The organism is Nostoc sp. JL23 (assembly GCF_017115065.1).
Lineage (GTDB): Bacteria > Cyanobacteriota > Cyanobacteriia > Cyanobacteriales > Nostocaceae > Nostoc > Nostoc punctiforme_A.
Genome location: NZ_JABXKN010000153.1, coordinates 213,710 through 239,761 on the forward strand (window position 1 = coordinate 213,710; position 26,052 = coordinate 239,761).

At 40.5% G+C, this 26,052-nt stretch carries 20 protein-coding genes; 14 read left to right on the forward strand and 6 right to left on the reverse strand.

Features of this window, described 5'->3' with window-relative positions:
- Positions 1–274 precede the first annotated feature (274 nt).
- The 3 genes from HWQ42_RS33705 (at position 275) to HWQ42_RS33715 (ending at position 1,949) form a co-directional block, all read left to right on the forward strand.
- Positions 275–685, forward strand: a complete 411-nt coding sequence (locus HWQ42_RS33705; protein ID WP_292738410.1) for a 2TM domain-containing protein — start codon at positions 275–277, stop codon at positions 683–685.
- Positions 686–1,025: 340 nt separating this feature from the next.
- Positions 1,026–1,349 (forward strand): phasin family protein, encoded by a 324-nt coding sequence (locus tag HWQ42_RS33710; RefSeq protein ID WP_094352173.1) that lies wholly within the window; start codon positions 1,026–1,028, stop codon positions 1,347–1,349.
- A 78-nt stretch (positions 1,350–1,427) separates the two neighbouring features.
- Positions 1,428–1,949 carry an FKBP-type peptidyl-prolyl cis-trans isomerase gene (locus HWQ42_RS33715; RefSeq protein ID WP_292738409.1) on the forward strand — a complete coding sequence of 174 codons (522 nt, stop codon included), beginning with the start codon at positions 1,428–1,430 and terminating at the stop codon, positions 1,947–1,949.
- A gap of 75 nt (positions 1,950–2,024) precedes the next feature.
- Here the strand turns inward: HWQ42_RS33715 and dnaB are convergent, their stop codons facing one another.
- The 3 genes from dnaB to gloB form a co-directional block, all read right to left on the reverse strand.
- Positions 2,025–3,386: a replicative DNA helicase gene (gene dnaB / locus HWQ42_RS33720; protein WP_292820073.1), complete on the reverse strand. Its 1,362-nt coding sequence runs from the start codon at positions 3,384–3,386 to the stop codon at positions 2,025–2,027.
- Between the two features lie 115 nt (positions 3,387–3,501).
- Positions 3,502–3,960: a 50S ribosomal protein L9 gene (rplI, locus tag HWQ42_RS33725; RefSeq protein WP_094352304.1), complete on the reverse strand. Its 459-nt coding sequence runs from the start codon at positions 3,958–3,960 to the stop codon at positions 3,502–3,504.
- 332 nt (positions 3,961–4,292) lie between these two features.
- Positions 4,293–5,066, reverse strand: coding sequence for a hydroxyacylglutathione hydrolase (gloB, locus tag HWQ42_RS33730; RefSeq protein WP_292738407.1), 774 nt, complete (start codon positions 5,064–5,066; stop codon positions 4,293–4,295).
- A gap of 426 nt (positions 5,067–5,492) precedes the next feature.
- On the opposite strand from gloB, the gene HWQ42_RS33735 reads away from it, so the two are divergent.
- The 8 genes from HWQ42_RS33735 to HWQ42_RS33770 all read left to right on the forward strand — a co-directional run bounded on the left by HWQ42_RS33735 (position 5,493) and on the right by HWQ42_RS33770 (position 15,624).
- Positions 5,493–6,857, forward strand: a complete 1,365-nt coding sequence (locus HWQ42_RS33735) for a glycosyltransferase (protein WP_292820075.1) — start codon at positions 5,493–5,495, stop codon at positions 6,855–6,857.
- Between the two features lie 122 nt (positions 6,858–6,979).
- Positions 6,980–8,143, forward strand: coding sequence for a glycosyltransferase family 4 protein (locus HWQ42_RS33740; RefSeq protein WP_292820077.1), 1,164 nt, complete (start codon positions 6,980–6,982; stop codon positions 8,141–8,143).
- A gap of 41 nt (positions 8,144–8,184) precedes the next feature.
- Entirely contained in the window at positions 8,185–10,425 is a 2,241-nt protein-coding gene (locus HWQ42_RS33745; protein WP_292820079.1) for an ATP-binding cassette domain-containing protein, read from the forward strand.
- A 67-nt stretch (positions 10,426–10,492) separates the two neighbouring features.
- Positions 10,493–11,710 (forward strand): glycosyltransferase, encoded by a 1,218-nt coding sequence (locus tag HWQ42_RS33750; protein WP_292820081.1) that lies wholly within the window; start codon positions 10,493–10,495, stop codon positions 11,708–11,710.
- 31 nt (positions 11,711–11,741) lie between these two features.
- Positions 11,742–12,701, forward strand: coding sequence for a glycosyltransferase family 10 (locus HWQ42_RS33755; protein WP_292820082.1), 960 nt, complete (start codon positions 11,742–11,744; stop codon positions 12,699–12,701).
- Between the two features lie 3 nt (positions 12,702–12,704).
- Entirely contained in the window at positions 12,705–13,685 is a 981-nt protein-coding gene (locus tag HWQ42_RS33760; RefSeq protein ID WP_292820084.1) for an Npun_R2821/Npun_R2822 family protein, read from the forward strand.
- 3 nt (positions 13,686–13,688) lie between these two features.
- Entirely contained in the window at positions 13,689–14,579 is an 891-nt protein-coding gene (locus tag HWQ42_RS33765; RefSeq protein WP_292820086.1) for an Npun_R2821/Npun_R2822 family protein, read from the forward strand.
- 16 nt (positions 14,580–14,595) lie between these two features.
- Entirely contained in the window at positions 14,596–15,624 is a 1,029-nt protein-coding gene (locus HWQ42_RS33770; RefSeq protein WP_292820088.1) for an Npun_R2821/Npun_R2822 family protein, read from the forward strand.
- Positions 15,625–15,682: 58 nt separating this feature from the next.
- Here HWQ42_RS33770 and HWQ42_RS33775 read toward each other — a convergent pair whose 3' ends face one another.
- The 3 genes from HWQ42_RS33775 to HWQ42_RS33785 all read right to left on the reverse strand — a co-directional run bounded on the left by HWQ42_RS33775 (position 15,683) and on the right by HWQ42_RS33785 (position 20,933).
- Entirely contained in the window at positions 15,683–16,057 is a 375-nt protein-coding gene (locus tag HWQ42_RS33775) for a hypothetical protein (protein ID WP_292738399.1), read from the reverse strand.
- Between the two features lie 29 nt (positions 16,058–16,086).
- Positions 16,087–17,811 (reverse strand): AarF/ABC1/UbiB kinase family protein, encoded by a 1,725-nt coding sequence (locus tag HWQ42_RS33780; protein ID WP_292820090.1) that lies wholly within the window; start codon positions 17,809–17,811, stop codon positions 16,087–16,089.
- Positions 17,812–18,311: 500 nt separating this feature from the next.
- Positions 18,312–20,933: a M1 family metallopeptidase gene (locus tag HWQ42_RS33785; RefSeq protein ID WP_292820093.1), complete on the reverse strand. Its 2,622-nt coding sequence runs from the start codon at positions 20,931–20,933 to the stop codon at positions 18,312–18,314.
- 1,268 nt (positions 20,934–22,201) lie between these two features.
- Between HWQ42_RS33785 and HWQ42_RS33790 the strand changes: the two genes are divergently transcribed.
- From HWQ42_RS33790 to HWQ42_RS33800, 3 genes are all read left to right on the forward strand, one after another.
- Positions 22,202–23,878: a DUF3352 domain-containing protein gene (locus HWQ42_RS33790; RefSeq protein ID WP_292820097.1), complete on the forward strand. Its 1,677-nt coding sequence runs from the start codon at positions 22,202–22,204 to the stop codon at positions 23,876–23,878.
- Between the two features lie 242 nt (positions 23,879–24,120).
- Complete coding sequence (locus HWQ42_RS33795) at positions 24,121–25,041, forward strand: class I SAM-dependent methyltransferase (RefSeq protein WP_292820100.1); 921 nt, start codon at positions 24,121–24,123, stop codon at positions 25,039–25,041.
- The gene (locus HWQ42_RS33800; protein WP_292820103.1) at positions 25,034–26,029 is read left to right on the forward strand and encodes a PrsW family glutamic-type intramembrane protease; all 996 of its coding nucleotides are present in this window, start codon (positions 25,034–25,036) and stop codon (positions 26,027–26,029) included. The genes HWQ42_RS33795 and HWQ42_RS33800 overlap by 8 nt, the downstream gene beginning before the upstream one ends.
- The last annotated feature ends 23 nt before the right edge of the window (positions 26,030–26,052 follow it).

Below are 26,052 nucleotides of genomic sequence, written 5' to 3' on the forward strand. Positions count from 1 at the left end.
TCTTTACCTGGAATCCAGCTAACAGCCTTCTTTACTCCATAATGGCAATGTTTGGCTTAATGCCGTAACAGCGATCGCTCTTATCAAAGCAATTATAGAGGTATTGACAAATACAGTAGCCCTAAATCAATTGTGAGAAAATAATAGTGTTGTGAATATCACTAAGTATTGGGTGCAAAATGTGGATGCATTTGCTAATTGAATTGAACGAAGCGGATTGATAATTTCGGGAAATCAAAGGCGCATTTACACACAAACTTATAAGGTAATTAAAATGACTTACGATTCAGAAGATGTAGAACAAATCCTGCAAAAAGCACTCACTCGTAAAGACAAAGGTGAATTTTCACGAGAACAGCTTTTAGAAATGGCATCTGAGTTAGGTATTTCTTCTAATATTTTGGAAGCAACTGAACAAAAGTGGTTGGCTCAACAAGAAGAGAAACGTTTACGACACAAATTTAATACTTTCCGACGCAGAGCCTTTTGGACACACTTTGTTTCTTTCCTAGCAGTGAATTTATTCCTCATTCTCTTAAATTTAATCACTAGTCCTAGTTATTTTTGGGCTATTTTCCCAGTATTAGGATGGGGGTTAGGATTATTTTTTCATTGGTGGAGTGTTTATCAGAGTAAATCAGAGGATTACGAGATCGCTTTTCAGAAATGGCGTACACAAATTTAACTTCTCCTTTAACGATCAATCTTAGATATTCAGCGATCGCTATTATCCTAATTTGTGCCTCCTTCTAGATAAAATCTTCCCATAAACAACTCACATTCACCGCCAGGGGTGAGTGTGAGCTTTGTAATTTATAGGGAATTGCCTCTGACATCGCAAAATAGGTAAATTTGGGCAACCTTAAACTTGAGGAGTTGTGTAATCACGCCCTTTGATCCTTATCCTTGTGCTTGCCAATTTGCCAAAATAGAGCTGTAGGCTAGAATAACTACGCTTTAAGAAGCTTGATTGCCTAAACTCAGGAGCAAGAGTCGGCTGGTTAATAAGATAAAAGGAAGGGAATATGGATAACAACAACTGGTTGCAACAGCTAATGATGGTAGGCCTTGGTACAACGTCTATAGTCGCAGAAAAACTGCGGCAAGTCAGCGATGATTTAGTCAAAGACGGTAAACTCAATCCTGAGCAAGCCAAGGCGGTAATAGATGATATTGCCCAGCAGTTAAAGTCGGAACAGGGGAACTTCGATGTGCAAATGCAACGGCAAATGCGAAATATGATGCAGGATTTGGGGGTGGCTCGCCAGTCAGAAGTGGACGAGTTGAGGGGTAGAATTGACCGTTTAGAGCGGCAATTGCGCGATTTAGAAAATAAGCTTTGGCGTTAGAATGTCCTTTGTGATTTAAACTAAATGTGTCCTGTTGGTAATCTTTTTGCCAGGATACCTAAGTAAGGAGAACTGATTTTGAAACCAATTTTCCTCAGCGTGGCGTTCATGCTGGTGTGTGTTGTGCTTTTGGTTGTGGGGCAAGTAGGAAGTAAACAGAATACTGCCATTGCTGCCGAGTTAACCCAAACGCCGCCAGTATCCACAACTGTAACTGAAAACAATATCTTAATTGCGAGTAATACTATGTCTGATGCTAATGCCGTAACCACTCCCTCTGGATTAAAGTATGTGGAGTTAAAAGAGGGGACTGGGGCGACTCCTAAACCTGGACAAACGGTTGAAGTTCACTATGTCGGCACTCTAGAAAATGGTACTCAGTTTGATAGTTCACGCGATCGCGGTCAACCCTTCAGCTTTAAAATCGGTGCTGGACAGGTAATCAAAGGTTGGGATGAAGGACTTAGCACTATGAAAGTAGGCGGTCGTCGTCAGTTAATCATCCCATCGGAGTTAGGCTATGGCGCTCGTGGTGCTGGTGGCGTAATTCCACCCAATGCAACTCTAATTTTTGATGTGGAATTGCTGGGAGTTAAGTAAAGATTGGGGCATTGGGCATGGGGCATGGGGCATTGGCTTTTCCCAGTACCCACTCCCAAATCCCCAATTCAATGGCTAAATTTTTAAATTTTGAAACTTTGTAAACTGTGGATTAAACAAAAGTTTCGCAGTTCCTGTAGGTCCGTTGCGATGTTTAGCTATAATTACTTCTGCAATGCCGCGATCGGGAGTATCGGGAGAGTAATATTCATCGCGGTACAACATGATTACTAAATCCGCGTCTTGTTCGATCGAACCGGATTCTCTTAAATCTGATAACATGGGACGCTTGTTAGTACGCGCTTCCACTCCTCGACTTAACTGAGATAAGGCAATAACTGGTACAGATAATTCCCGCGCTAAACCTTTGAGTTGTCGCGTAATTTTTGATAATTCTTGTACGCGATTATCACCTGCTCCTTCCATCAATTGCAAGTAATCTATTACAATTAATCCTAATTCAGTTCCAATTTCAGCTTGCAGTCTTCTTGATTGACTACGCATTTGTGTAACTGTAATATTCGGCGTGTCATCAATATAAATTGGCATCTCGGAAAGGATACCAATAGCACGGCTTAAAGGTTCCCACTGCGTTTGACTCAGGCGGCCAGTTCGCAAATAACTACTTTCAATTTGCGCTTCGCTAGCTAATAAACGTTGCGTCAGTTGCTCTTTTGACATTTCTAAGCTGAAAAAAGCAACTGGTAATTTATAAGAAGCCGCGATATTATGAGCAAGGTTTAAGCAAAATGCTGTTTTTCCCATTGATGGGCGGCCCGCGATAATAATCAAATCAGAACGCTGAAAGCCGCTGGTCATTGCATCTAAATCGTAAAATCCGCAGGGAATTCCAGGTAAGGCAATACCTTGGTTTCTATCTTCAATATCCTGGAAATTATTAATTAGAGTATCAGAAATGTGAACTAAACCCGATTGGGGACGCTCTTGAGTAACACCGAAAACTTTCTGTTCTGCCTGATCTAAAACTTGTGGTAACTCGGTTTCTGTCTCGTAACCAAGATGTACAATTTCATTGCCAGCTTTAATTAAGCGCCGCCGCAGGTATTTGTCCATGACTAACCCTGCTAAGGCATCGATGTTCACAGCTGACACTGTGCGGTCTACCAGAGTTGCTAATTTATTTCTCCCACCAATTCGGGCAAGCAAATCATGATCGGTCAGCCAACTTGTGACTGAGAGCAAGTCTGTGGCTTTGCCTTGGGCATGGAGCCTCACAGCAGCTTGATAAATATCTTTGTGAGCGCTAATGTAAAAAGCTTCGGGAAGAAGGCGATCGCTAACTCGACTAATCGCTTCTGGATCTAGCAAAATACCCCCCAAAATCGCTTCTTCCGCCTCAATATTTTGTGGTGGGAGGCTTAGTTTACCGCCGTAGGCATCGCTACCATCGCCTTGAAAACTCAATTCTTCAGCCATAAACGATTTTAGTTTTGAGATTTTGCGAGAGACGCGATTAATCGCGTCTGTACAGGAGTTTGGAGTTTGTATTTACCCCTATTTTCCCTGCTTTCTATGCTCCCACTGCTGTCTCCTAGCTAGCTACGACTTGAATATCGACTTGCGCCGCTACTTCCGAATGCAGCTTGATTTCGGCTTGATAAGTACCAAGGTGGTTAATATCGGGGATGGTAATTCCACGCCGATCGATTTCTTGACCAGTGGCTGCCTTAATTGCATCTACAACATCTTGGGTGGTGATAGTACCGAAAATTGCTTCGTTTTCACCAACTGGCTTGGCAATTGTCAAGCTGCCAACTTTTTCTAAAGATTCTTTTTGCTCAAGAGCTTGTTGTCTGAGTTCTAATTGCCGTTGACGCTCTTGCTCGCGACGGCGTTCTACTTGCTTGAGAATACCAGGAGTGGCATTGGTTGCCAATTTCTGGGGAATCAGATAGTTACGAGCGTAGCCAGGAGCTACTTCCACTAAATCGCCAGATTTTCCTAGCTTGCTGATATCCTGATTTAAAACTAACTGCACACGTTTCGCCATCGTTTTTCGTTTTTCCTGTAAAATCTGATTAATTTGGGTGGGTTTGGGCAGCATAGCTCACTAAAACAATGCTGTTAGCAGTAGCGGGGCCTTGAGCCAGTGCTGTTGCGGTAGCAGGGCGTTGAGCCAGTGCGGAGTCAAGAGTCCTGAATAACTAGTGTTTTTTCAGAACTTAGAACTCCTGAAATGAGTATATTTTCCCAAGTAGCTTTGCCCATACCTTAAAGCTTACAGATCCTAGCGAAAGGAAGGGTGCGATCGCAACTATTAGCGCTAGAAAGTTGGAGGAATGGGGGATGAGGGAGCAGGGGAGAAAAATCAATGCCCAATGCCTAAAAGTTATTTTTCATTTCCCGTATCCGCGCAAAGGTTTGCACTCCATCGCTACCTTTAACAGTTGATTGTAAGGATGGCTGATCCCAACGTAAAAAAGGATTGGTTCGCTTCTCAACTCCCAGCAGCGAGGGTATAGTAGCTTCTCCTCGACTACGGTAAGCCTTCACCTCATTGAAGCGTTTTTGTAAGTCGGCATTGTCGCCATCTACAGTTAGGGCAAATTGCAAATTTCCTAAAGTGTATTCGTGGGCACACCAGATACGCGTATCATCTGGTAGATAGCGCAGTTTGGTTAAAGAATCCACCATTTGGGTTGGTGTTCCTTCAAACAAACGACCGCAACCGCCAGAAAATAAGGTATCACCACAGAATAAATCGCCTGTCTCACCAGCTTTTTCGGGGGGAAAGTAGTAAGCGATGTGAGCGCGGGTATGTCCGGGGACAAAAATAACTTCAGCTATGCGATCTGCAAACTGGACGCGATCGCCTTGTTGCAAAAACACCTGCTGTCCGGGAATTCGCCCGCGATCTTCGACGCCACCGTAGACTGTTAGTTGCGGGAAGTGTTCTATTAATTGCTGATTGCCACCTACATGGTCATTGTGGTGGTGTGTGTTGAAAATCGCTACCAACTCAACTTTTAACTGTGCAAGTTGCTTTAGTACTGGTTCAGCCTCTGCTGGATCTACAACCGCAGCAATTTGTTGCTGGCGATCCACCAGCAAAAATATGTAGTTATCCGAGAGTGCCTCAAGCCTGATTACTTGCATTAATATCTCCCTTTCAAGATAAGTACTTTGGAATTTATCAGCAATCTTAAATATCTCAGTGAGAAAAGGTTGAGAAAGTCCATAAATACTATGATAGTACACAACCGTAATAATACTTAAAAATATGATAAGTAACTATAAATTATGATTTGGGTATATCAGTAAAATTTCTCTGGGAGGAAGTGTAAAAGCTAAGTTAGATTTATTCTGTTCTTTTTGTCCTAAATTGTCTTTTTTACTCAAAAACACCAAATCAGTCATCGAAAATTTTATTTGTACATACTAACTATTAATACGGATAATACGGAATTTTATAGATTCACTTTGGGTTATTTATAAAAGATAGATGTTAATAAAGATTAAATAGAGCAATCAATCGTGGTAAAAAAAGATGAGCTTTCCAATTTTTTCTTTGCAGGTTCATAAATGAAGCTAATCCATACAACTAGCTGGTATTTTCCTGATACATCAGCCGGTGCTGAAGTATACTTAGATTCACTACTGCATGGCTTACAAGTACATGGACTAGAAAGTATTGTTGCTGCTCCTAAACAAGGTACAGAAGAAGATAGCTACGAATACAATGGCATCTCAGTTTATCGTTATCCTGTTTTTCCCAACCCCAGTAAGATAGAGGTACACAAGCAGCTACCCCACGGCGGCTTTAAAAATTTTGCTAATTGGCTAGAAAACAATCGAGCCGATGTCTACCATCAACATTCATGGCGATTTGACTGCGGTTTACATCATCTAGCTCTCGCCCGCCAATTAGGGATGGCTACTATAGTCACCGTCCACATACCTGAGCCTATATGTCTGCGTGGTACGATGATGCGCTGGGGTGAAGAACCTTGCAATGGGTTGATTGACTCTGTTAATTGTAGTCAATGTTTGGGAGTAGCAAAACAAGTATCGCCTTGGATGCTCAAGGCTTTAGGTCAAATTCCCTTGGATGTTGGCATAGCAGCAGAAACAAAATTACTTACCTCTAAAAATTTCAAGCTGCGTCTACTTGGTAAAACTCTTGGTATTCCTACCCTAGTGTCTCAACATAGACGTAATTTGATGCAACTAGCAAAACTAGCCGATCGCATTGTTGTAACGAGTAATTGGCAATACAATGCTTTTGTTGCAAACAAGGTTCCTTCCGAAAAACTTACTGTCTCTCGACAAGGTGTTGCTAATACTTTCAAACGTGAAGTAACACCAAATAAACTACAAAACTCTACATTAAAAATCGGCTTTTTGGGCCGCTGGCAAGAAACTAAGGGGGTACAAGTTTTAGTAGAAGCGGTACATAGTCTACCGAATGATGTACCTGTAGAGTTAATTCTTCATGCTACTCATCCGGGAAAATACGGTGCTGCCAATCGTGAAAAAGTTATGGCGATCGCATCTCGCGATCGCCGGATTCGGATTGCTGAACCACTTTCACGCGAAGCAGTACCAGAGGCATTAGCCGGTTTCGATATACTAGCAATACCATCGCAGTGGTTAGAAACTGGGCCCATAGTTGCTTTAGAAGCGCAAGCTATGGGCATTCCCGTACTAGGTTCAAATTTAGGAGGGATTGCTGAGTTAGTCCGTCATGGGATCGATGGTTGGTTAGTTCCAGCCAAGGATGTCCAAGCATGGGCTGAAGCGATCGCAACTTTAGCCAAAGACGGCAATTTACTAGCTAAATTACGTCAAGGTATCCAGCCAGTACGTACAATGGATACTGTTGCTTCAGAGATGCTGACACTTTACCATGAAATATTAAAAATCCCTCAGAAAAACTTTGTATCTTGATGGATTGACACCTAATTTATTTAGTTGCTCCAGCTCCTACAAAACAAATTAAATTAATATTTGCAGATTTAGCAACAGCTGACAAATCCTTGAAAAATTAAATAATAACCAGTATAAAAATAGTGAGAAAATTTTCTAAAATATCCTTGTTGGTTTCAGATTTATCAAGTGCAGCGATTCTGCGTGCATACTTGATAGCAAAAGCTCTCAATCAGTTAGGATATGAAGTTGAAATTATGGGTTTTTTATTTGGAAATAACTTCTATTTAAATTTACCATCCGAATTCAACGTTTATAACTTACCAGGCAAAGACTTTCCAGACTTTTTTGGAGAAATTCAAAAAATTTTACCAAAAATAAATGGCGATATAATTTATGCTATCAAACCACAAATAGCAAGTTTTGGAGTTGGACTATTAAGGAAAATATTCACTAGAAAGCCATTAATTTTAGACATAGATGATTGGGAACTCAGCTGGCATGGCGGTGATAACTGGCATTATCATCCTACACCCAAAGAATTAGCTAGGGACTTATTGAAACCACAGGGCGCACTAAAAAATCCTCATCATACTTTATATGTGAAATGGATGGAAGGTTTGGTAAGTCACGCTGATGCTGTGACAGTGCATACTAAATTTTTGCAGCAGCGTTTTGGTGGTACATTGGTTCCGAATGGCAAAGATGTTTCCTTATTCGATCCGGCTCAATATGATGCTGAGTCCAGTAGGAATCGTTATGGTTTATCTGAATATCGCATTTTAATGTTTCCCGGTGCGCCAAGACCTTATAAAGGTTTAGAAGATGTTCTCATCGCGCTCGATAAACTTAATCAACCAGACTTGAGACTAGTAATTGTAGGTGGTAGTCCTTATGATGATTATGATAAACAACTTCAACAAAAGTGGGGACGTTGGATTATCAAATTACCTAAGTATCCAGCCGACGTTATGCCTGATTTGGTAGCAGCTGCTCACATTGTAGTTGTTCCCCAGCGAGATACTCCAGAAACTCGCGCTCAATTTCCCTTGAAGTTGACAGATGGGATGGCAATGGCTAAACCTGTATTATCAACGCGTGTTGGAGATATTCCCCAAATTTTAGGTGATACTGGTTATTTAGTGGAGCCTGGTTGTCCTGAGCAAATTGCTGAACAAATTCAATTGATTTTTCAGAATTTAGAGTCAGCAAACCAGAAAGCTATCAAGGCAAGAGAAAGATGTGTCGAACACTATAGCATAGAGGCTATGGCTTCTACGCTCAAGTCAGTAATTGCTCAGTTGTGAATAATATTAATAATTAAGTTAAATTTGCATAAAAATACCCAATGTCTACCAGAAAACTAATACTAAGATTCGCCAAACCCTATCCAGGTTTAATTATCCTAACAATGCTGTTGGGATTTTCTGGTGCTTTATTTAATGGTGTCGGTGTGACTTTGATTGTGCCAGTAATTTTGAGAATTGTCGGACAACCAGTAGATTTAACTGGTTTTCCTCCGATTCTCAAAGCTGTGATGTTCCCATTTGATAATCTTCCCGAAAATTATCGTAATTTGGGAATGGCTGGAACAATTATATTTATAATTTTATTAAAAAACTTATCTAGTTATTTTAGTATTTTAACATCGAGTGTTTTCACTCGGAGATTAAATGCGGATATTCGCGAAGCTAGTTTAGAGTTATTGCTAGATATTGATATAGACTATTATTCAAAAACGAAAGTAGGCGATATTATTAATCGGCTTGGTTCGGAAACTGCCCGCACTTCTAGCGCTATCGGGAGTATTATCAATTTAATTATTTTAATAATTACAATTTTAGTTTTCGTTGCCTTATTATTAGCCATTTCTTGGCAGCTAACAATCGCAGCAACAATTTTGTTGGGTTTTATAACATTAATCAATCAATACACAATTAGTAGAGCGAAACAATTTGGTCAACAACTATCAGAAATGTCTACCTCTTATTCAATCAGTGTTTTAGAAACATTGAATGGAATTCGTTTGGTAAAGTCAACTGCTAATGAAGACAGAGAATATCAAAAGATTACCAAATTAATCCGCGATCGCGAAAAAGCAGATTTTCAATCTCAAGTAAACTCACAAGCGATCGGGCCGATAAGTGAGGTAATGGGAGTTATAGCCTTACTTATGATTGTATTCTTGAGTAAAGCTTTCTTTGCCAACCAGGTTTCTTTCATTTCTACAGTACTACTGACATATTTATTAGTATTACTGCGACTGCTGCCTTTGGTATCTCAGTTAAATAGTCTTCGTAGTAGCTTTGCTAATAGTGCTACTAGCGTAGAAATAGTAACTGAGTTTTTAAGTCGCGATCGCAAGCCGTTTATGAAAAACGGTAATGTTATCTACACAGAATTAAAAAAAGGAATAAGTTTTAATTCACTTTCCTTTGCCTACCCTAGTCATGAAAAGTTAGTACTGAAAGATGTAAATTTATTTTTACCCCGTGCTACAACTCTCGCTTTGGTAGGTGGTTCTGGTGCTGGTAAGTCAACCTTGGCTGACCTCTTACCCAGATTTTACGATCCGACATCTGGCAGGATCTCTATCGATGGCACAGACCTGCGTGATTTTGATATCAAATCTCTCAGAACACAGATGGGAATTGTCAGTCAAGATACATTTCTCTTTAATGACTCGGTGCGAAATAACATTGCTTATGGAAGACCTGAAGCTACAGAAGATGAAATTATCTCAGCAGCCAAACGAGCCAATGCTTATGAATTTATTGATAAATTACCTCAAGGGTTAGACAGCCAAATTGGCGATCGCGGCGTCATGTTGTCTGGTGGACAAAGGCAAAGATTAGCGATCGCTCGCGCCCTCCTGCAAAACCCAGAAATTTTGATTTTAGATGAAGCCACCAGCGCTTTAGATACCGTTTCCGAACGCTTAGTACAAGCTGCACTCGACGATCTAAGTCGCGATCGCACAACCCTTGTAATTGCTCACCGCCTTTCCACAGTCCAAAAAGCCGATCAAATTGCCGTTTTAGATCAAGGACAGGTGGTAGAAGTGGGAACCCATGAAACACTTTTACAAAAAGGTGGCTACTACTCACGCCTCTACTCAATGCAATTTGTCGGACAGACTGAAGTTTCCACCAAAACTAATCCTAGCTTTAACCGCATTTCTCACGAACTGCGTACAAGGCTTAACTCAATGATTGGTTTCCTGGGATTATTAGTTGACGATCTAGTAGACAATTCCCAAGAGCGGCAGGAATTAATTGACCAATCATACAACTCATCTGTAAGAGTTCTCAACGCCATCGATCTCTTCAGCGATGTAGTTAACCTGAAAATTAACTGGCAGTTATCGTCAGATATAGACCAAAATCAGGATGAACATAACCAGTATCAAAACTTTAGTCATATCTCGGATGAGTTTCGCACGTGTCTCTATCCTCTCATTAGCTCTCTGCGCTTGCTAGCCGATAAATTAGAATCCGAACCCCAAAAACAAAATCTATTAATTGCAGAATCTTATCAATCTGCTATTTACCTATTAGATATATTAAAAGTTTTTGAAAATAAAGTTTAATTTTAGTTAATGTCAGGAACAAAAGTACTTATACCACAATCTTTAAAAACCTATCATCCCCAAAAAAATGATAAATTTTTCAAAGAAAAATCAATATATTTTTTACACAGGAGAGCTATCATTAAAGCCGGACACAGCACACGAAATTCATGATGTTCTTTGTGCCAATGCCGCAGCTAACTTAGGCTACTCCTCAATTTTAATTTATCAAGATAAAAAAAATTCTTCTGTTAATTTACTATCGTTAATTTATCCTTATCAACCCAAAAAACCCGGCAGAGAATTTATCGAATTTTACGATGTTCAAGAAAAGCTCAAAATTGCGGCATTGCCAATGCCTTGGCCTATCGATCAAATAGGTGGTAAATTTACTAACTCCAGTACAGTAGTAACCAAATATTATTTACCAGTTCATATCCTACCTCATACTAAAGTTGTCCATACACGAGATTGGAACTTTGTGAAAGCCGCAGTCAAAAATAAAGTTCCTACAATCTATGAACGTCACTACTTTCAAGACCGAAAATTTGAGCAGGACATCATCCACAGCCCCTATTTTAAAATAGCCATAACTCAGTCAGAACCCATCCGGCAAAGCCTAATAGAAAATGGAATGCCACCCGAAAAAGTAGTTTGGCTACATAACGGATTCAATCAATCATTTTTAATCAGACAGCCCGAAGAAACCGAAAGGTGGCGGCAAGAATTACTTATCAATGGACGGAAGCATTTAGTTGTCTATTCAGGTGCTTTGTACCCTTTCAAAGGAGTCGATCTCTTAATTGATTCTGCTAAAGAATTGCCAGAAATTCAGTTTGTAATCACAGGAGGAACAGAAGCACAAGTACAAGCATATCAACAAATAGCCAGAGATAAAAATGTCGAAAACGTTAAATTATTAGGCTGGATACTTCCACGAGAACGATTAGTCAGCTTATTTCAAGCAGCTGATATTTTGGTTCATCCTCACTGCGCTGGAAAATCAGCAGATTTCACGAATCCAGTTAAGTTTTTTCAGTACATGGCTGCTGGCACTCCTATAGTTGCAACTGAGATTCCACCCTTAATGGAATTCAAAACATCGCCTTTGATTGCCAGTTGGTGTACACCAGATAACCCGCATAAACTTGCCCAATCTATTCAACATACTTTAGAAACTTATCCCAGGAAAATAGAGGGTTATGCAGCTAGTATAGATTTTGCCCAGCAATTTTCTTGGGAGAATAGAATTACCAAAATATTAAGCTACCTAGAAGAAGATCAGCGTCCACCAATTCTGGGTTAATGGTACAAAAATAACCGAATAAATACGATTTATGACTATTAAAACTGTTGGCATGATTAGCAGCTATTCAGGTCTTGCTAAAAACAAAGATTGGTTATGGCAACAAACTCCGCACTACTTTGGTGTTTGGAAGAACATGCAAATGTTGAAAATGGCACAAAAGCCAGATTTTATGTTGCTATATCAATTTGATTTTCCCCAAGCATCGCCGCAAAAATCTTGGTTAGATAGTTTTCGCAAACAGCAGCAAAAACCAGTAGTAAATGTTGAATCTCTACTGCGTGGTGTTAACAAAGAGCGGATTATTTATTTGCTCAGAGAACCGCCTTTAGATGAGGTTGTAAAAATAACTAATCATAATTATCAAGAAGCCCAAAAGTATTGCGGCTACGTTTCTGGTCCCGATGATTTTGCTCCCATTCCTGACTATATGCCTGCTATTTGGTATCACTCAAATTCATTTCAAGATTTAAATGAAATGCCGCCGCCTCCAAAAGTCGCTCCATGTAGTTGGATTACTTCGGGAATTAGCCGCACAGCCAACCATCGCCAGCGTTTAGATTTTTTACAATCTTTGCAATCTAGTGGTATAAAATTTGATTTGTATGGGCGTAACTTACCAGAATGGGCGAACAGTTCGGGAGAACTAGGTAACAAATGGTATGGAATGGCACCATACTATTACAATCTGGCAATTGAAAACTATGCTGATAATAATTGGTATGTGAGTGAGAAACTTTGGGATAGTTTACTTGCTTGGTGTTTACCAATTTACTATGGTGGCCCGGCTGCTGATAAATTATTGCCACCAGGTAGTTTTTTGCGGTTGCCCAGTTTAGATGAAAAAGGCATTGCTTACATCCAAGAAGTGACAGCTACACCTGATGCTTGGTATGCTGCCAAAGATGCGATCGCAGAAGCACGTCAAATCATTTTACACAAATTAAACTTGCTTAACTGGTTATCAAACTTTGTCGATCAACACTCATAAATTATGAATGGTATTTGTACCCTTGGCAATGATTATGTTTTCGATCAACTGGTGGCTTTGCTCAACAGTATTGATGTTATCTTAGGGCCAGAAACTCCTGTTTGTATCTATCCTTTCGACGATCGGACACAACGGATTGCTGACGAAATAGCTAAACGCCCTAATGTATTTCTTTACGATGACCAAGAATCAATCAACCGCTGGGATCAATTTATGCTGGCAGCAGCCCCAGAACGATTGAATCGGAGTAAATCCCGTCTTTATGGCGCTCACCGTCGTTTTTGCGCTTTTGATGGCCCATTCGAGAAGTTTATCTATTTAGATGCAGACACCTTGGTGATGAACTCACTTGCAGCAGTGTTTGAAAAGCTAGATAGTTATGATTTTGTTGTCTACGATTTCCAATTTACAGACGTTAGTAAAATATATAATGTTAATTCTCCCAAATTATTAAAAGTTTTTGAGCAAAAACGCATTGATTCTGAAATATTTTGCTCAGGATTTTATGGCGCAAAACAAGGGCTATTTGACTCAGAAAAAAGAGATTGGCTAATATCACATTTACAAAATGGTGAGTCAGAAATTTTGTATGGTGGTGCTGGCGAACAACCATTAATCAACTACATGGTAATGAGGTCTAATCTTTCTATTTATAACTTTGCTCGCCAATTGCCAGATAATCAAAAAACAGGATGTTCTGCTAGCTCCAAACACTTCGAGGAACGAGAACATCTTCTTTACGATCGCGGTAATCGACTAACTTATCTCCATTACATTGGGATTCCTCCTAATATCAATCAAGCAGTCTGTGCTGGAGAAAATATTCAGTTTCCCTATCGAGATTTATTTCTCTATTATCGTTACTTACACGAATCAGAAAAGCGTCCAGTATTTACCAATCCTCCGAAAAATTATAATGACGCTCCAGCGCCAAATTTACTTACCAGAGCTTTGCAAAAACTTAAGTTAATTAACCAAGGATAATTTATGAGTAGGGGCATTTATATAGTTGCCAATGACCGCGTTATCGATAATGCTATTGCTCTACTGAATAGCATTCGTTACTATGACCCAGAAGTTACTATTTATCTCATACCTTTTAATGACAATTACCACAAGGTAGCAGAACAGCTTGCTACCTTACACAACGTCCAAATTTTCCCAGATTTAGAACTTATTGATACCTTTACCAAACGCATCGGAGAAATTTTTGACCGAGATTTCCTCGCCTTACCCAACAAAATGCGTAAATTGGTGGCGTGGTTTGGGCCTTTAGATGAATTTATTTATATTGATACGGATATTGTCGTTTTTGAAAAAATTGCCGACAATTTGGACAAACTTTCAGAAGTCGATTTCTTCTGCTGTGATTACCATCATGCTAATGAAAAGCTGCGAAATATTTTTTCCCCATTTGTGAAAGAACAGCAAATTTTTTCCGATACCCAACTTCAAGATGTTTTCAACAGCGGTTTTTGGGCTTCGAGAAAAGGAGTTATTACCGAACAACAAATGGATCAAGCATTGCGCGAGTGTGCAGCACATCGTGAATATTTCGATTTTTCTGAAGGAGTTACAGACCAACCAATTTTAAATTATCTTGTTCTCAAACTAATTTCTAAACGTGGAAATCTCGTCAAAATTCCTGGGGGAGGGCCTGGTAGTTGGGCAGGGTCGCAAAATTTCCAACAGCAAGATTACGCCCTCTATGACCGAGGACAACGACTAAAATATCTCCACTGGGCTGGTACGCGGATGAAAACTGGTAGTCCCTATTGGCAATTGTGGGAACACTATCGCTATCTCCATGAGGGTAAATTTGCCTTCATTCCCAAACTGACTCGCCGTTTATTTCCCTTTGTTTCTGCGCGTACTTAATATTAGGAGTATCCCAATGATTGATGGTATTTACACCTTAGCGAATGATGTTGTCTATGACCAACTAGTTGCTTTGCTCAACAGCATAGAAGCTAATGCTGGTAGAAAAATTCCTGTTTGTGTAATTCCATATAATGACCAGCTAGAGAAAGTCAAGGCAGAAATTGCATCTAGAGATAATGTTACTTTATTTGAAAATTCTGATTCCATAGCCTACTGGGAGGACTTTGGCTCTCGTATCTGGAAAGCTCACCCAAGGGCGTTAAAGCTATGGCGAGAGTATGGTTTGCCAGAGAATTATCGCATAGAAAGACATCGAAAACTCTGCTGTCTAGATGGCCCATTTGACAAGTTTATCTTCTTTGATGGAGATACATTATTGATGAAATCACTCGATGATGTTTATCAAAAGTTGGATGAATATGATTGGATTACGAATGACTTTCAATATAGATCTGATTTGAATTATATTTTCAACTGGACAGAAGATAAGCTAGCAAAGATTTTTCCTATAGAAGATATTAGGAATCAAATTTTTTGTTCTGGTTGGTTTGCTTCTAAAAAGGGTGTTTTTAACGATGCTAATTTAGCAACTTTACTAGCAAACTTAGAAGCAGGTGAAGCTGATGCACTAGCATGGGCAGATTCCGATCAAACAGTTCTCAACTATTTAGTTTTACGTAGTGGAATTTCTTACTACAATTACGCCTATCACGGTAAAGCGACTGGTTGCCATTGGACTTCTAAATTTGATGTTGTAGATAATATTCTTTACGATCAAGGGCAGAAATTGACATACTTACACTATATGAGTGTATCTTCTTCAGCTTTTACGAGGCTTTGTGGGGGTGAAGATGTTGATATTGCTTACCGCGATGTTTTCTTATATTATCGCTATTTAAAATCACCTGAAAAACGTCCTCAAAGCTTTAAGCGCCCAAGCAAGCTAACACTTCTGCAAAAGTCCACTAGTAGCTTTATTCAGCAAAGAATAAACAATATTAAGCTAAAGTATCGCAACTTCAAGCATAGAATTGCTCAATAAACATTAAAGAGAGTCTGAAACTCTCTTTAATTTTAAATTATTAATTTCCTACTCTTTTCTAAGAAAAAGAATCTAAATCTAAAGATTGCATACCTTCACGTTCTATAAAAGTCATCATACTTCCCAACTGCAACCAAACTAGCAAACAAGTAAAAAGACTAATTGGTAGACCGACTCCTAAAGCCAAGGATGAGGGAAAGCCAAATATCTCTAAACCTGAAGACATAAATAGACAAGTACCGCCTGTTATGCCGATAAATGGTACAAGTAATTGTTTCAGTGAAGAACGTGGCTGAGTATTTTCTGTTCGTTCGCTTGGCCATTTCTGCACAATTACTTTCAAAGTGCCAGATAATGCTAAACCAGATGTTAATGCTATCAAAAAGCCAACAAGTAGGAGAAAGTAAGGCGGTTGCTCAGGAAAATAATACATGAAAACTCCTAATTTATATTAAAGATTTTTTACTTTTTATTTGTTGACTGGTTCTCAGCAAAAGACCCAAGTAATGTCGCTTTTGGCAAGATAGCGGCTGCCCCTTCTCTGGATAACTCTGTTAAAATACCGATCGCTACATTTAATAAACGATCCGGTTTTAAGTCATCTTTAACCAGGTTCCACAGGCGTTGGACATCTTCGGTGTGCAGGCGGTCATCTTCGGTAAGAGCAAGCACTAACTGTCGCCGGAGAAACTTGCCTTCTTCCGACATTAAGTATTGGAACCCCATCTGAGCTGTGGGCAATACATCAAAGTTGTTATCAGTACGAGCGATAGCAATCAAATTCTCTAACCGTTGCCACTGAAATTTACCATCTTTGAACAACACATTCAATAATCGTCGCCGTAATTCCGGCGATTCCCCTGTCAGCAACCGCCGCGCTATATAGGGATAACCCACTTCCACAATTTTGAAATCGGGGTTAAGGCTAAGGGCAATACCTTCTTGGGTAACTAGAGAACGAATAATCAAAGCAAACTTTGCCGGAACTCGGAAAGGATATTCATACATCAGTTCCGAAAATTCATCGGTAATAGTTTTGAAGTTAAAATCTTTGACATTTTTGCCAATAGCGTTTCCTAGCACCGCTTCTAATGCTGGCACTATCGGGCAAATATTCGTATCTGGAGTCAGAAACCCTAATTTTACAAAGTCTTCGGCTAAGTCGGTGTAGTCTTTATTCACCAAATGCACTAGCGCATCGACCAGTGTTTCTTTGGTGCTTTCTTCCAACTGATCCATCATGCCGAAGTCAATATAAGCCATACGACCATCGGGCACAGCAAACAAATTGCCGGGATGAGGGTCAGCATGGAAGAAGCCATATTCTAAAAGCTGTTGCAATCCTGATGTAACACCAATTTGGATAATCGCTTCTGGGTCTACACCTGCTTCGCGGATGCGTTGAGTATCTGTCAGCTTGAAGCCGTCAATCCACTCCAGGGTTAAAACGTGGGTATTGGTGTAACGCCAATAAATTCCTGGAACTTTTACTTGTGGGTCATTGTGGAAGTTGCTAGCAAATTTCTCGGCGTTGCGGCCTTCATTAATATAGTCAATTTCCTCAAATAACTTCGTGCCAAACTCGTCCACAATTAAAGTGAGGTCGTGACCGAGATTTAAAGGCAACCAAGGAGCTAGCCAACCTGCTGCCCAACGCATCAGATATAGGTCGCGTGTAATCACCGGGTGTAAGTTGGGGCGTTGCACCTTCACGGCGACTTCTTCGCCGCTAACCAAACGACCCCGGTAAACTTGACCCAAGCTAGCAGCAGCGACTGGGTGAGGTGACAGTTCGCTAAAACTTTCATGAATTGGACGGCCTAGTTCACTTTCGATAATCTGGTAAGCGATCGCATTATCGAAAGGTGGTAACTGATCTTGTAACTTTATCAGTTCTTCTAAGAAATCTTTGCGTATCAGGTCAGGCCTAGTGGAGAGGGCTTGACCAACTTTAATAAAAGTCGGGCCGAGGCGGGTGAGCAGTTCTCGCAACTGGATAGCTCGTTTACTCTTGTTCTGCTCAACTTTATCTTGCCACTCGTCCCACTTCAGACCGAATATAAATCCTGCAAAGGAGGAGATAATTCTCAGCACTCGCCCCCAGGCTAGCCAAGGACGGTAACTATAGTAGCGAGCGATCGCATCTGGATTATAGAGTTTTAGTTGAGCAGGTTGATACTGACCCACGCCTTTTTTTGCCTCTTCAACTGAAAAATTTACAATGATTGTTTTTCTCCTGACCCACAAGTTAGTTGTAAGTTCAGGATAGCAGTAGCCTTTTATCTAAAACAACTAGAACTCTACCCTTTGGGGATAGTGTTCGAGGCGATTTTAGCATCTGTTACTGCCTAGATTTGTTTATCTTTTTCTTAATTATACTTTATAAAACTACAACTACTTATCCAACTTTTAGATGATTTTATCTTTTCTTAACCATTTTTTATAAAAATATAAATATGTACCTATATATGCAAATTGAAACTCAGTAACCGCTTACAACATAAAGATCCCCGACTTATGTTAGAAGCCGGGGATCTTGATATTATGTTTATTTATACCTGTGATTTAAGTGGAAAATAAAATATTTTATGTGTCCACAATAAAATTACAGTATCAACTAAAACCTTGGTAATTGTTAATAGCTTTGCCACAATTACCAATTACCTGCTTTTAATTGTCATGTAGTGCTATTTAGATTTGGCCTCCAAGTTTTCTAAACGGCTTCTCAATTCCTGATTTTGTTGTTTGAGTTGATCGAAATCTTCACGCAATTGACGCAGGGTTTTTTCTGAACCAATGTTCTTTTGCACCTTGGAAATTTCTTCTTCAGCAGAGCGACGTACACGCCCATCAGCTGTTTGTTCAGCTAGCGATCGCAAAATCCCCACTGCTTTAGGTGTTTCCATTTGTCCTAATGCTGCTGCTACCGACACTTGTGTTAAAAAGAAGCTTTCTTTGGCTAGTTCTGTTAATTTTTCTAAAATCCGCTCCAAATTAGCCGGACTTTGACCTATGGAAATCTTTCCTAAAGCGCGAATTGTGGCTAAACGTAGGGGTTGTGGTACACCGAGTTTGGTGTATTCGATTAGCAGATTTAAAGCTGCTTCCGAAGTTTTGAATTCAGCTAAACCGGCGATCGCCCCACTCCGCACGACTTCATTCCAACCCGCCTTTTCTTCTAAAACGCCTTTCAGCAGCTTTAATACCTTGTCTTCCTTGGGTTTTTCTTCCAAGTTTGATGAGGCGATCGCCCCGATCACACGAGAAGCTGCTGCTTCCACGTAATAACTGGGATCGCCCTTTTGCACTAACCCTCTCACAACTTTATAGCTTTCAGCAGTTTTGAATTGAGTAAGTGCTTCCACTACAGCTCGTCGCACATAAGCATTTTTATCTTTTAACCCAGCAATTAAGCCATCAAAGGCTTGATCTAAATTGATTTGGGCTAGTTGTTTTGCCACTTCCACCCGCACACCCCACAATGGGTCATTTTTTAGCGATGCAGACAGTGCAATGATAGCTTCTAACCCACCTTTTTTCGCCAAAGCTGCTGCTGCATAACTACGCGAAATCGGGTCAGGATCAAATTCTAACTGTGCTTTTAACTCCGCGATTGGATATTCTAAAGCTACTGTTTTTAGATAATTATTTCCAACATCAAAGCTGATAAATTGGGGTTTATTTTCTAGAGGAAAGTAGAAGCTTTGTTCGCGTTCATTCACCCGGACGGTGAAAGTTTTGAGTGCTGAGAATGAAGTACTGAATTTTCCATGACTCCCGACTTCTTCCTGTTGGGTATAGCCAAAACCAATAGGTATTTTTAAATCAAACAAATCCTTACTGCCATTTTTATCTTCAGCAGCTTGGGTTTGAGTGACTGTAATTTTTGCTAGATTAGCATCTCCATCCCAAGAGTAAGCTACTTTAAAATCGGGATGACCACCACGATAAACGTATTGGTCAAACAGGAACAAAAGATTGCGTCCGGTGGCCTTTTCAATCGCCCTGAGTAAGTCTACTGTTTCTACGGTTTTGTGGGCATTATCTTGGACAAATGTTTGAATTGCCTGCCAAAACAACTCATCTCCCAATTGGGCCCGAATCATGTGATAGACACAAGATCCTTTTTCGTATATGTGACGATCGTAAAGTTCAATAGCTTCTCGGTAAACGTGCGTTACCATTGGACGGCGATAACGACTGCTATCTTCACTTAAGTAACGACGAGCTTCCAATAAACGATAGTAAGCTGCTTCTTCTAAACTATATTCCTGTTCTGTCCACATCACCTCAGAGTAAGAAGCCATCCCTTCTTTAATCCAAGCATGAGACCAATGCTTAATCACCACCAAATCACCAAACCACTGGTGTGCGAGTTCGTGAACGACTAAACTTTCAGTGTTGCGGTTATCTAAGGCGGCGCGTTCATCCAGCAAACATCTGTCTGTTAACAGTGTTGTGGAAGTGTTTTCCATGCCGCCAAAAATGAAGTCATCGACGCAAACTTGGGCATATTTCGGAAAAGGATATGGATAACCATACTTTTGGCTCAAAAATTCGATCATTCGGGGGGTTTTTTCCATGCTGCGTTTAGCATCTTCCTCCCGTCCCTTTTCTACATAGTAGGTGACAGCTTTACCGTTCCATTCATCTCGAATTTCAGCAAAATCACCTACTGCTAAAGTCATCAAGTAGGTAGGATGAACTTGTTGCTGTAACCAATGATAGACTTTATAATCACCATCTTCTGTGGTATCAATTAATTCGCCGTTGGAAATCGCCACGAGAGGGTTGGGAACGCGGACCCGAATTTCCGAAGTAGATAGTTGTCCTGGATAGTCAAAGCAGGGGAACCAAAAGCGAGAGTCTTCGTCTTCGCCTTGAGTCCAAACTTGAGTAGGCTTGTTTGGATAGTGCTTATCTGGTTGAATAAAATAAATACCGCGTTGCGGTTTTGCCACCGAGTAGGCGATCGCAATCAGCAAGCGTTTACCAATCTGGGTTGCCTGAGAAAGTTGAATAGAAAGCTGTTCCCCGTCATAGTCAAAATTTTGTGGCACTTCGTCCACCTGCACAGACTCGATATTTAGGTTGACAGCATCCAAAGTCAAACGATCAATACCATTACGGATTGGCAAGAGGCGAATGCTACAACTGCCCTGATAGCTTTGCTTGGGAATATCCAAGCTGAGATCGAGAAAAATATGCTCTACCTGTCCGGGGCGATCGGGGTTGTAGTGTGGTCTTGCTCCCGGTAACTCAAAAGGTTTGTGTCCGTTATTATCTGTATCAAAATAAGACTGCGACATTGATGCTTACTGACCTTGTAATCCTGAAAAGTCTGGCTTGGTTGGATGTAGTTAAGTAAAATAGCGGTGTTTGATGTATTTCCCAAATCAACAGGGCATTATGGAGGTGAGAACTCCCCTTTGGGATTGGGAGATTGAAATTAATCTCACCTGAACTTCCGAAGATCGGCTACCGATCCTGAGATTTTTTCTATATCCCTGCCGCATTTACTTTTCCTGATGTTCTGCACTTTTTGGGCATTGAGTCAAGAGTCTCTTGTACCTCTATAGATTCTCATTAAGTACAAATACTCCTAATTATTTTTATAACTTAGGATAGCTTGCTGCTAAACACGCTACTTTGTTTAAAATGAACAGCATATCATTTGCAAATTCGCTCCTCATCTGATTGAAGTATTTTTGAGAGTAATTTTAGACCGCTAATTTATAGGATTACTAATTTTATCAGTAAATACCAACTGGAGTTGAAACTAAATGCAGGGTACCAGTTGTGTAAGAGTAAAATAATCGATTTTTGTCTCCGTAAAAACTCTCATACTGGCGAGTACCTGTAAAAGTCGCTCAGAGAGTACGCTTGTAGATTGATTTTGCGCTTCCCAAATTCTTCTTAACTTCTTTAACAAATCGGCGGGCGATCGCTAGCTTGTTTGCTGTATAGATGGACTGGGAGATCCAAGTGCTATAGCAATCTGAAATCATTCGTAAACAATCAGATTCTCAACTTTTTAGAGAAGTCGGGAATCTCAGCTTTGCAATTTTTACAAATCAGATAGGATTGCTATGTATTTAATTTGCAAAAACCCATTTATAGTGAAAAATCACTTTTAAGTTGGATGTTTGCTGATTGAGACATGACAGTTAACTGAGAATTTTTATTATTAATATCCGATTCATCATGGATGTCAAAAGCAACAATTTAGAACTAGCCCTTTCAAGGTGAGTAAAAATTTTGCTCAAAAAAATTCCTCTTTAATCTCTTAACTCTGTGTTCTCTGCGTCTCTGTGGTTAAATAAATTACTTTTAAACCGCAGAGGCACAGAGAGCGCAGAGAGAAAAACAGAGATTTTACGAGTCACCTTGAAAGGGCCGGTCCTACAATTTTCTTTGAGTAGGAGGTAGATGTGCAGCTTGTCAATCAGCGTGCTGCTGAATCCTTTTGTCATGGGTTAGTCTAGCGATGGATTAGCGGAAATATTATAAATCCGAAAACTCTACAGTGACACTTGTATAAATCTCGGTGACAATCTGAGCAAAAGAGGATAACAAAATGCCTGAAAGTAAATCAAAATTTCTCATTCCTGCTGTTGGTGCTGCTGTCGTTGTCGTCGGAAGTATAGCGGCTTATATGTACTTCAAAGGCTCACCAGGAGGTAGTTCAGACGCTCTAGGCAGTGCTAAAGTAGTACCTTCAACAGCACTGATGGCAACTTACATTACTACTGACTCTGAAGCCTGGGCAAAATTACAGCAGTTTGGCACTCCAGAAGCACAAAAGTTAGTGGCAAAAGGTCTGGAAGATTTCAATAAGCAAATTTTCAGTGACAGTAACGTTTCTTATGAAAAAGACATAAAGCCTTGGGCTGGTAGTGTGATGATTGCTGTACTGCCACCAAATCCTGTAAAACCGGCACAGTTAAAAGTACCCTCTGGGGCACCTAATGTACCAACAAATCTACAGCAGGAATCGAATATCTTGATCGTGGTGGGAATCAAGGACAAACTCAGCGCGTTAAATTTTGCAAACAAATTGAAGTCACAAAAAGGGGTGAAATTACAGGAATCTGACTATCAAGGTCAAAAAATTATCGAAACTACACAAAATGGCAAGCCGACGTATAGCGTAGTTTTAAATGATAGTCAGTTGGTATTAGCCCCCGAAAAGCAAGCTGTAGAAAAAGCAATTGATACCTTTAAGGGACAGTCTTCTTTCGCCAGTAAAGAAGGTGCCAGCAGCATTCTTAAAGGAGTGGATGTTAAAAACAGCCTCGCCCAAATTTATGTACCAGACTATGCCGAAATGATACAGCAATTAACTGCTGGAAATCCGCAGGCAAAGCAGTTACCCCCACAAACCCTGACACAACTGAAGCAGATAAAATCTGTGGTAGCGGGTGTTGGTGTTGATGATGCGGGAGTGCGGGTAAAAGCGATCGCTAATTTAGATCCGCAATTAAATAAATTTCAGTATCAATCAAGTCCTGGGAATATAGTCGGGCAATTTCCTGCTGATACCTTTGCTCTGATTAGCGGAAACGGCATCAGCCGTGGCTGGGAAGTGCTAGTAGAACAGTCAAAAGATTATCCAGAAATGAAGCAAGCTCTGGAACAAGCGCGAGGACAACTGAAATCTGTCAATATAGACCTAGATAAGGATATTTTTGGCTGGATGAATGGGGAATTTGGTTTTGGTGCGATTCCATCAAATCAAGGGGTATTAGCGAGTGTTGGTTTTGGAGGTGCTTTAGTATTTGATACTAGCGATCGCAAAACTGCCGAAGCTACCTTAACAAAATTGGATACCCTTGCCAAAACCCAACAAATCAACATCGCTAACAGAAATATCGGTGGTAAAAACGTAACTGAATGGCAAATTCCCCGACAAGGAGCTTTATTGGCACATGGTTGGCTGGATCAAGATACTGTATTTGTAGCTATTGGTGGTCCCATTGCTGACGCAGTTAGCGATCGCAAAAATCCATCTCTCGACACTAGCGACGCCTTCAAAGCTGTGACTGGTTCTTTGCAAAAGCCTAACGGCGGCTATTTCTACCTGGATATGGATAAAACTAAAACTGTGCCCCTGATCAATAGTTTTGTATCATCTAACGCCGATACTATCACCATCCTAAATTCCATTCGTGGTCTTGGTTTTACCGCTATTAGCCCAGATAAATCCACCAGTGAATTAGAGGTGTTGTTAGCTCTCAAGCCTACTGCAAAATAGGGAATGGGGCATGGGGATTAGGTGACAGGTTACAGGTGATAGGGAATAATCTTTTGGATGCGAGATGGGGAAACTGTTTTAGGTTACAGATGATAGAGAATAACCTTTACCCTCTACCCTATAACCTGTAACCTATTCCCTTCTTCACTCTCCATTCCCCAGAATGTTTTTCAATTTGCATCTAGACTGACCTCCAGCAACTATGTCATAAGTAGAAAAGGCTGTTAAATGCAAACTAATTTATGACTGCTGCTGTAAACACTAATCCTGGTTTAGCTTCCCGCTTGGTAAATGGCATACTGGCAATCCAGCCTTTAGCTAACCTAGCCAAGCATCAAGCTAGACAAATGATGATTAAACGTGCCGAGAGAATTGGTGTGCCTTGGACGCAAGAAGTCGAAACGTTACAAGCGCTTGATTGGAAAGACGATCTAGCTCAAGTACAAAATCCTCAGCTTTCCTACCCAGAATACTATTTGCGGTCATTCCATGCCTATGAAGGTGGAAACCTCAGTTGGAAAGCTGCTTGCGAGTTAGAAGTTGCTGCTCGTACTGTCCATGCTGGAATTTGGCAAGATGCTGGAGCAGAAGGAGATGCTAAACTGCGCCAAAGTTACCATGATATCCTCAAAGCGCAAATCCTCAATCAACCCCAAGACATCTTAGATTTGGCCTGTGGTGTGGGTTTGAGTACATTTACCATGCAAGAAATTTATCCTCATGCCAAAATTACAGGCTTAGACTTATCTCCCTATTTTTTAGCTGTTGCCAATTACCGCGCCCAACAACGTCAAGCTAAAATTAACTGGCTTCATGCCCCAGCTGAATCTACCGGGCTACCTGATGCCTCGTTTGATTTAGTTTCCATTTTCCTGATGTGCCACGAATTACCCCAATCAGCAACCCGACAGATTTTAGCTGAAGTGCGGCGCGTTTTGCGTCCGGGTGGCTACTTGGCAATCATGGATATGAATCCCAAATCTGAAGTTTACAAGAAAATGCCAGCCTACATTTTGACTTTGCTCAAAAGTACTGAACCGTATTTAGATGAATATTTTGCTTTGGACATTGAGCAAGCTATTGTTGAAGCGGGTTTCCAAACTCCCACTATTACCAACAATACCCACCGTCACCGCACAGTAATTGCTCAGGTGAGTGGTTGATTTATCTCTACTGTTGTGGGCAGCAATACCACCCTTGCTGCTGCTAGGCTACTACTACTGTCGGATGCCATTTGCCCCACCTCTGTTAAAGTTACTGATGTTCTTTATCATTGGGGCAATATCTGGTTTTTTAGCCCTTAAACTTGAATGGGATTTTGAAATTGTAGCGAACTCTTTCGTAGACTGGCATCAGATTAAGCGATGTCTGGCGACAAGCTGCTTCGCATCTACGCTTCTTGGTACAGCCTTACGGCAACTTGTGGAAATAGGCCCAATTGAAGAAGGCTGCAAGTTGGCTGCGGTTGTTATCCCAACTTACTATCTGCAACGCAAGTATCGATTACTTCACTCTAGCGTTTTCCTATTCGCGATCGCCGTTTCCCTTGGATTCACTGCTGAAGAGAACTGGATTTACTTTTTTCACGGTACAGCATCAGTTTTTGAACGTACTATCGGCACGCCAGTCCATGCTATGTTCTCTGCGCCTTGGGGATATGCATTAGGAACCTATATCTCCTCTAAAAATCGTTTAAATCGAGATAAAAAGTTTATTTTTAGGGCTTGGCTAAATTCTGTCATCTGTCATGCGCTAGTTAATGTCCTATCTAGTGCTTGGGGTTATTCATTACCCTTACTTTTTTTAAGTTACGGTTTATTTCCGTTTCTGTTGTGGATGTTTTGGCGGCTGGAACAATTACTGCGAAAAGTGCAAGGTAAACCTGTAATTACCTTGATTTCAGACCGTACAATCCAGCGCCGTTACTGGCAGAGGAGTTTAGTGCTGTTTGCCCTCGTGCTGGGTGGAAATGCTATTTTTGGGCTGTTTCTCTTAGTTAGGAAAATTAGTCCTTTGAGTCCGTCAAAGTTTTTTGACACTTATATTTTGTGGTTTATATTTAGTCGTTTTTTACTAAATCTCTTTTTTGGAGTTTTAGCGTGGGGCATTTATCGCTATTTGCGACATTCCGCCCATCGTCGGTATTTTTAAAATATGATTTAGGAAAAGGCTAG

What these genes read in the sequence shown, in the direction of transcription:
- HWQ42_RS33705 (WP_292738410.1), top strand. Translation starts at nt 275, where the DNA reads ATGACTTACGATTCAGAAGATGTAGAACAAATCCTGCAAAAAGCACTC.
- HWQ42_RS33710 (WP_094352173.1), top strand. Translation starts at nt 1,026, where the DNA reads ATGGATAACAACAACTGGTTGCAACAGCTAATGATGGTAGGCCTTGGT.
- dnaB (WP_292820073.1), bottom strand. Translation starts at nt 3,386, where the DNA reads ATGGCTGAAGAATTGAGTTTTCAAGGCGATGGTAGCGATGCCTACGGC.
- rplI (WP_094352304.1), bottom strand. Translation starts at nt 3,960, where the DNA reads ATGGCGAAACGTGTGCAGTTAGTTTTAAATCAGGATATCAGCAAGCTA.
- gloB (WP_292738407.1), bottom strand. Translation starts at nt 5,066, where the DNA reads ATGCAAGTAATCAGGCTTGAGGCACTCTCGGATAACTACATATTTTTG.
- HWQ42_RS33735 (WP_292820075.1), top strand. Translation starts at nt 5,493, where the DNA reads ATGAAGCTAATCCATACAACTAGCTGGTATTTTCCTGATACATCAGCC.
- HWQ42_RS33745 (WP_292820079.1), top strand. Translation starts at nt 8,185, where the DNA reads ATGTCTACCAGAAAACTAATACTAAGATTCGCCAAACCCTATCCAGGT.
- HWQ42_RS33750 (WP_292820081.1), top strand. Translation starts at nt 10,493, where the DNA reads ATGATAAATTTTTCAAAGAAAAATCAATATATTTTTTACACAGGAGAG.
- HWQ42_RS33755 (WP_292820082.1), top strand. Translation starts at nt 11,742, where the DNA reads ATGACTATTAAAACTGTTGGCATGATTAGCAGCTATTCAGGTCTTGCT.
- HWQ42_RS33760 (WP_292820084.1), top strand. Translation starts at nt 12,705, where the DNA reads ATGAATGGTATTTGTACCCTTGGCAATGATTATGTTTTCGATCAACTG.
- HWQ42_RS33765 (WP_292820086.1), top strand. Translation starts at nt 13,689, where the DNA reads ATGAGTAGGGGCATTTATATAGTTGCCAATGACCGCGTTATCGATAAT.
- HWQ42_RS33770 (WP_292820088.1), top strand. Translation starts at nt 14,596, where the DNA reads ATGATTGATGGTATTTACACCTTAGCGAATGATGTTGTCTATGACCAA.
- HWQ42_RS33775 (WP_292738399.1), bottom strand. Translation starts at nt 16,057, where the DNA reads ATGTATTATTTTCCTGAGCAACCGCCTTACTTTCTCCTACTTGTTGGC.
- HWQ42_RS33785 (WP_292820093.1), bottom strand. Translation starts at nt 20,933, where the DNA reads ATGTCGCAGTCTTATTTTGATACAGATAATAACGGACACAAACCTTTT.
- HWQ42_RS33790 (WP_292820097.1), top strand. Translation starts at nt 22,202, where the DNA reads ATGCCTGAAAGTAAATCAAAATTTCTCATTCCTGCTGTTGGTGCTGCT.
- HWQ42_RS33795 (WP_292820100.1), top strand. Translation starts at nt 24,121, where the DNA reads ATGACTGCTGCTGTAAACACTAATCCTGGTTTAGCTTCCCGCTTGGTA.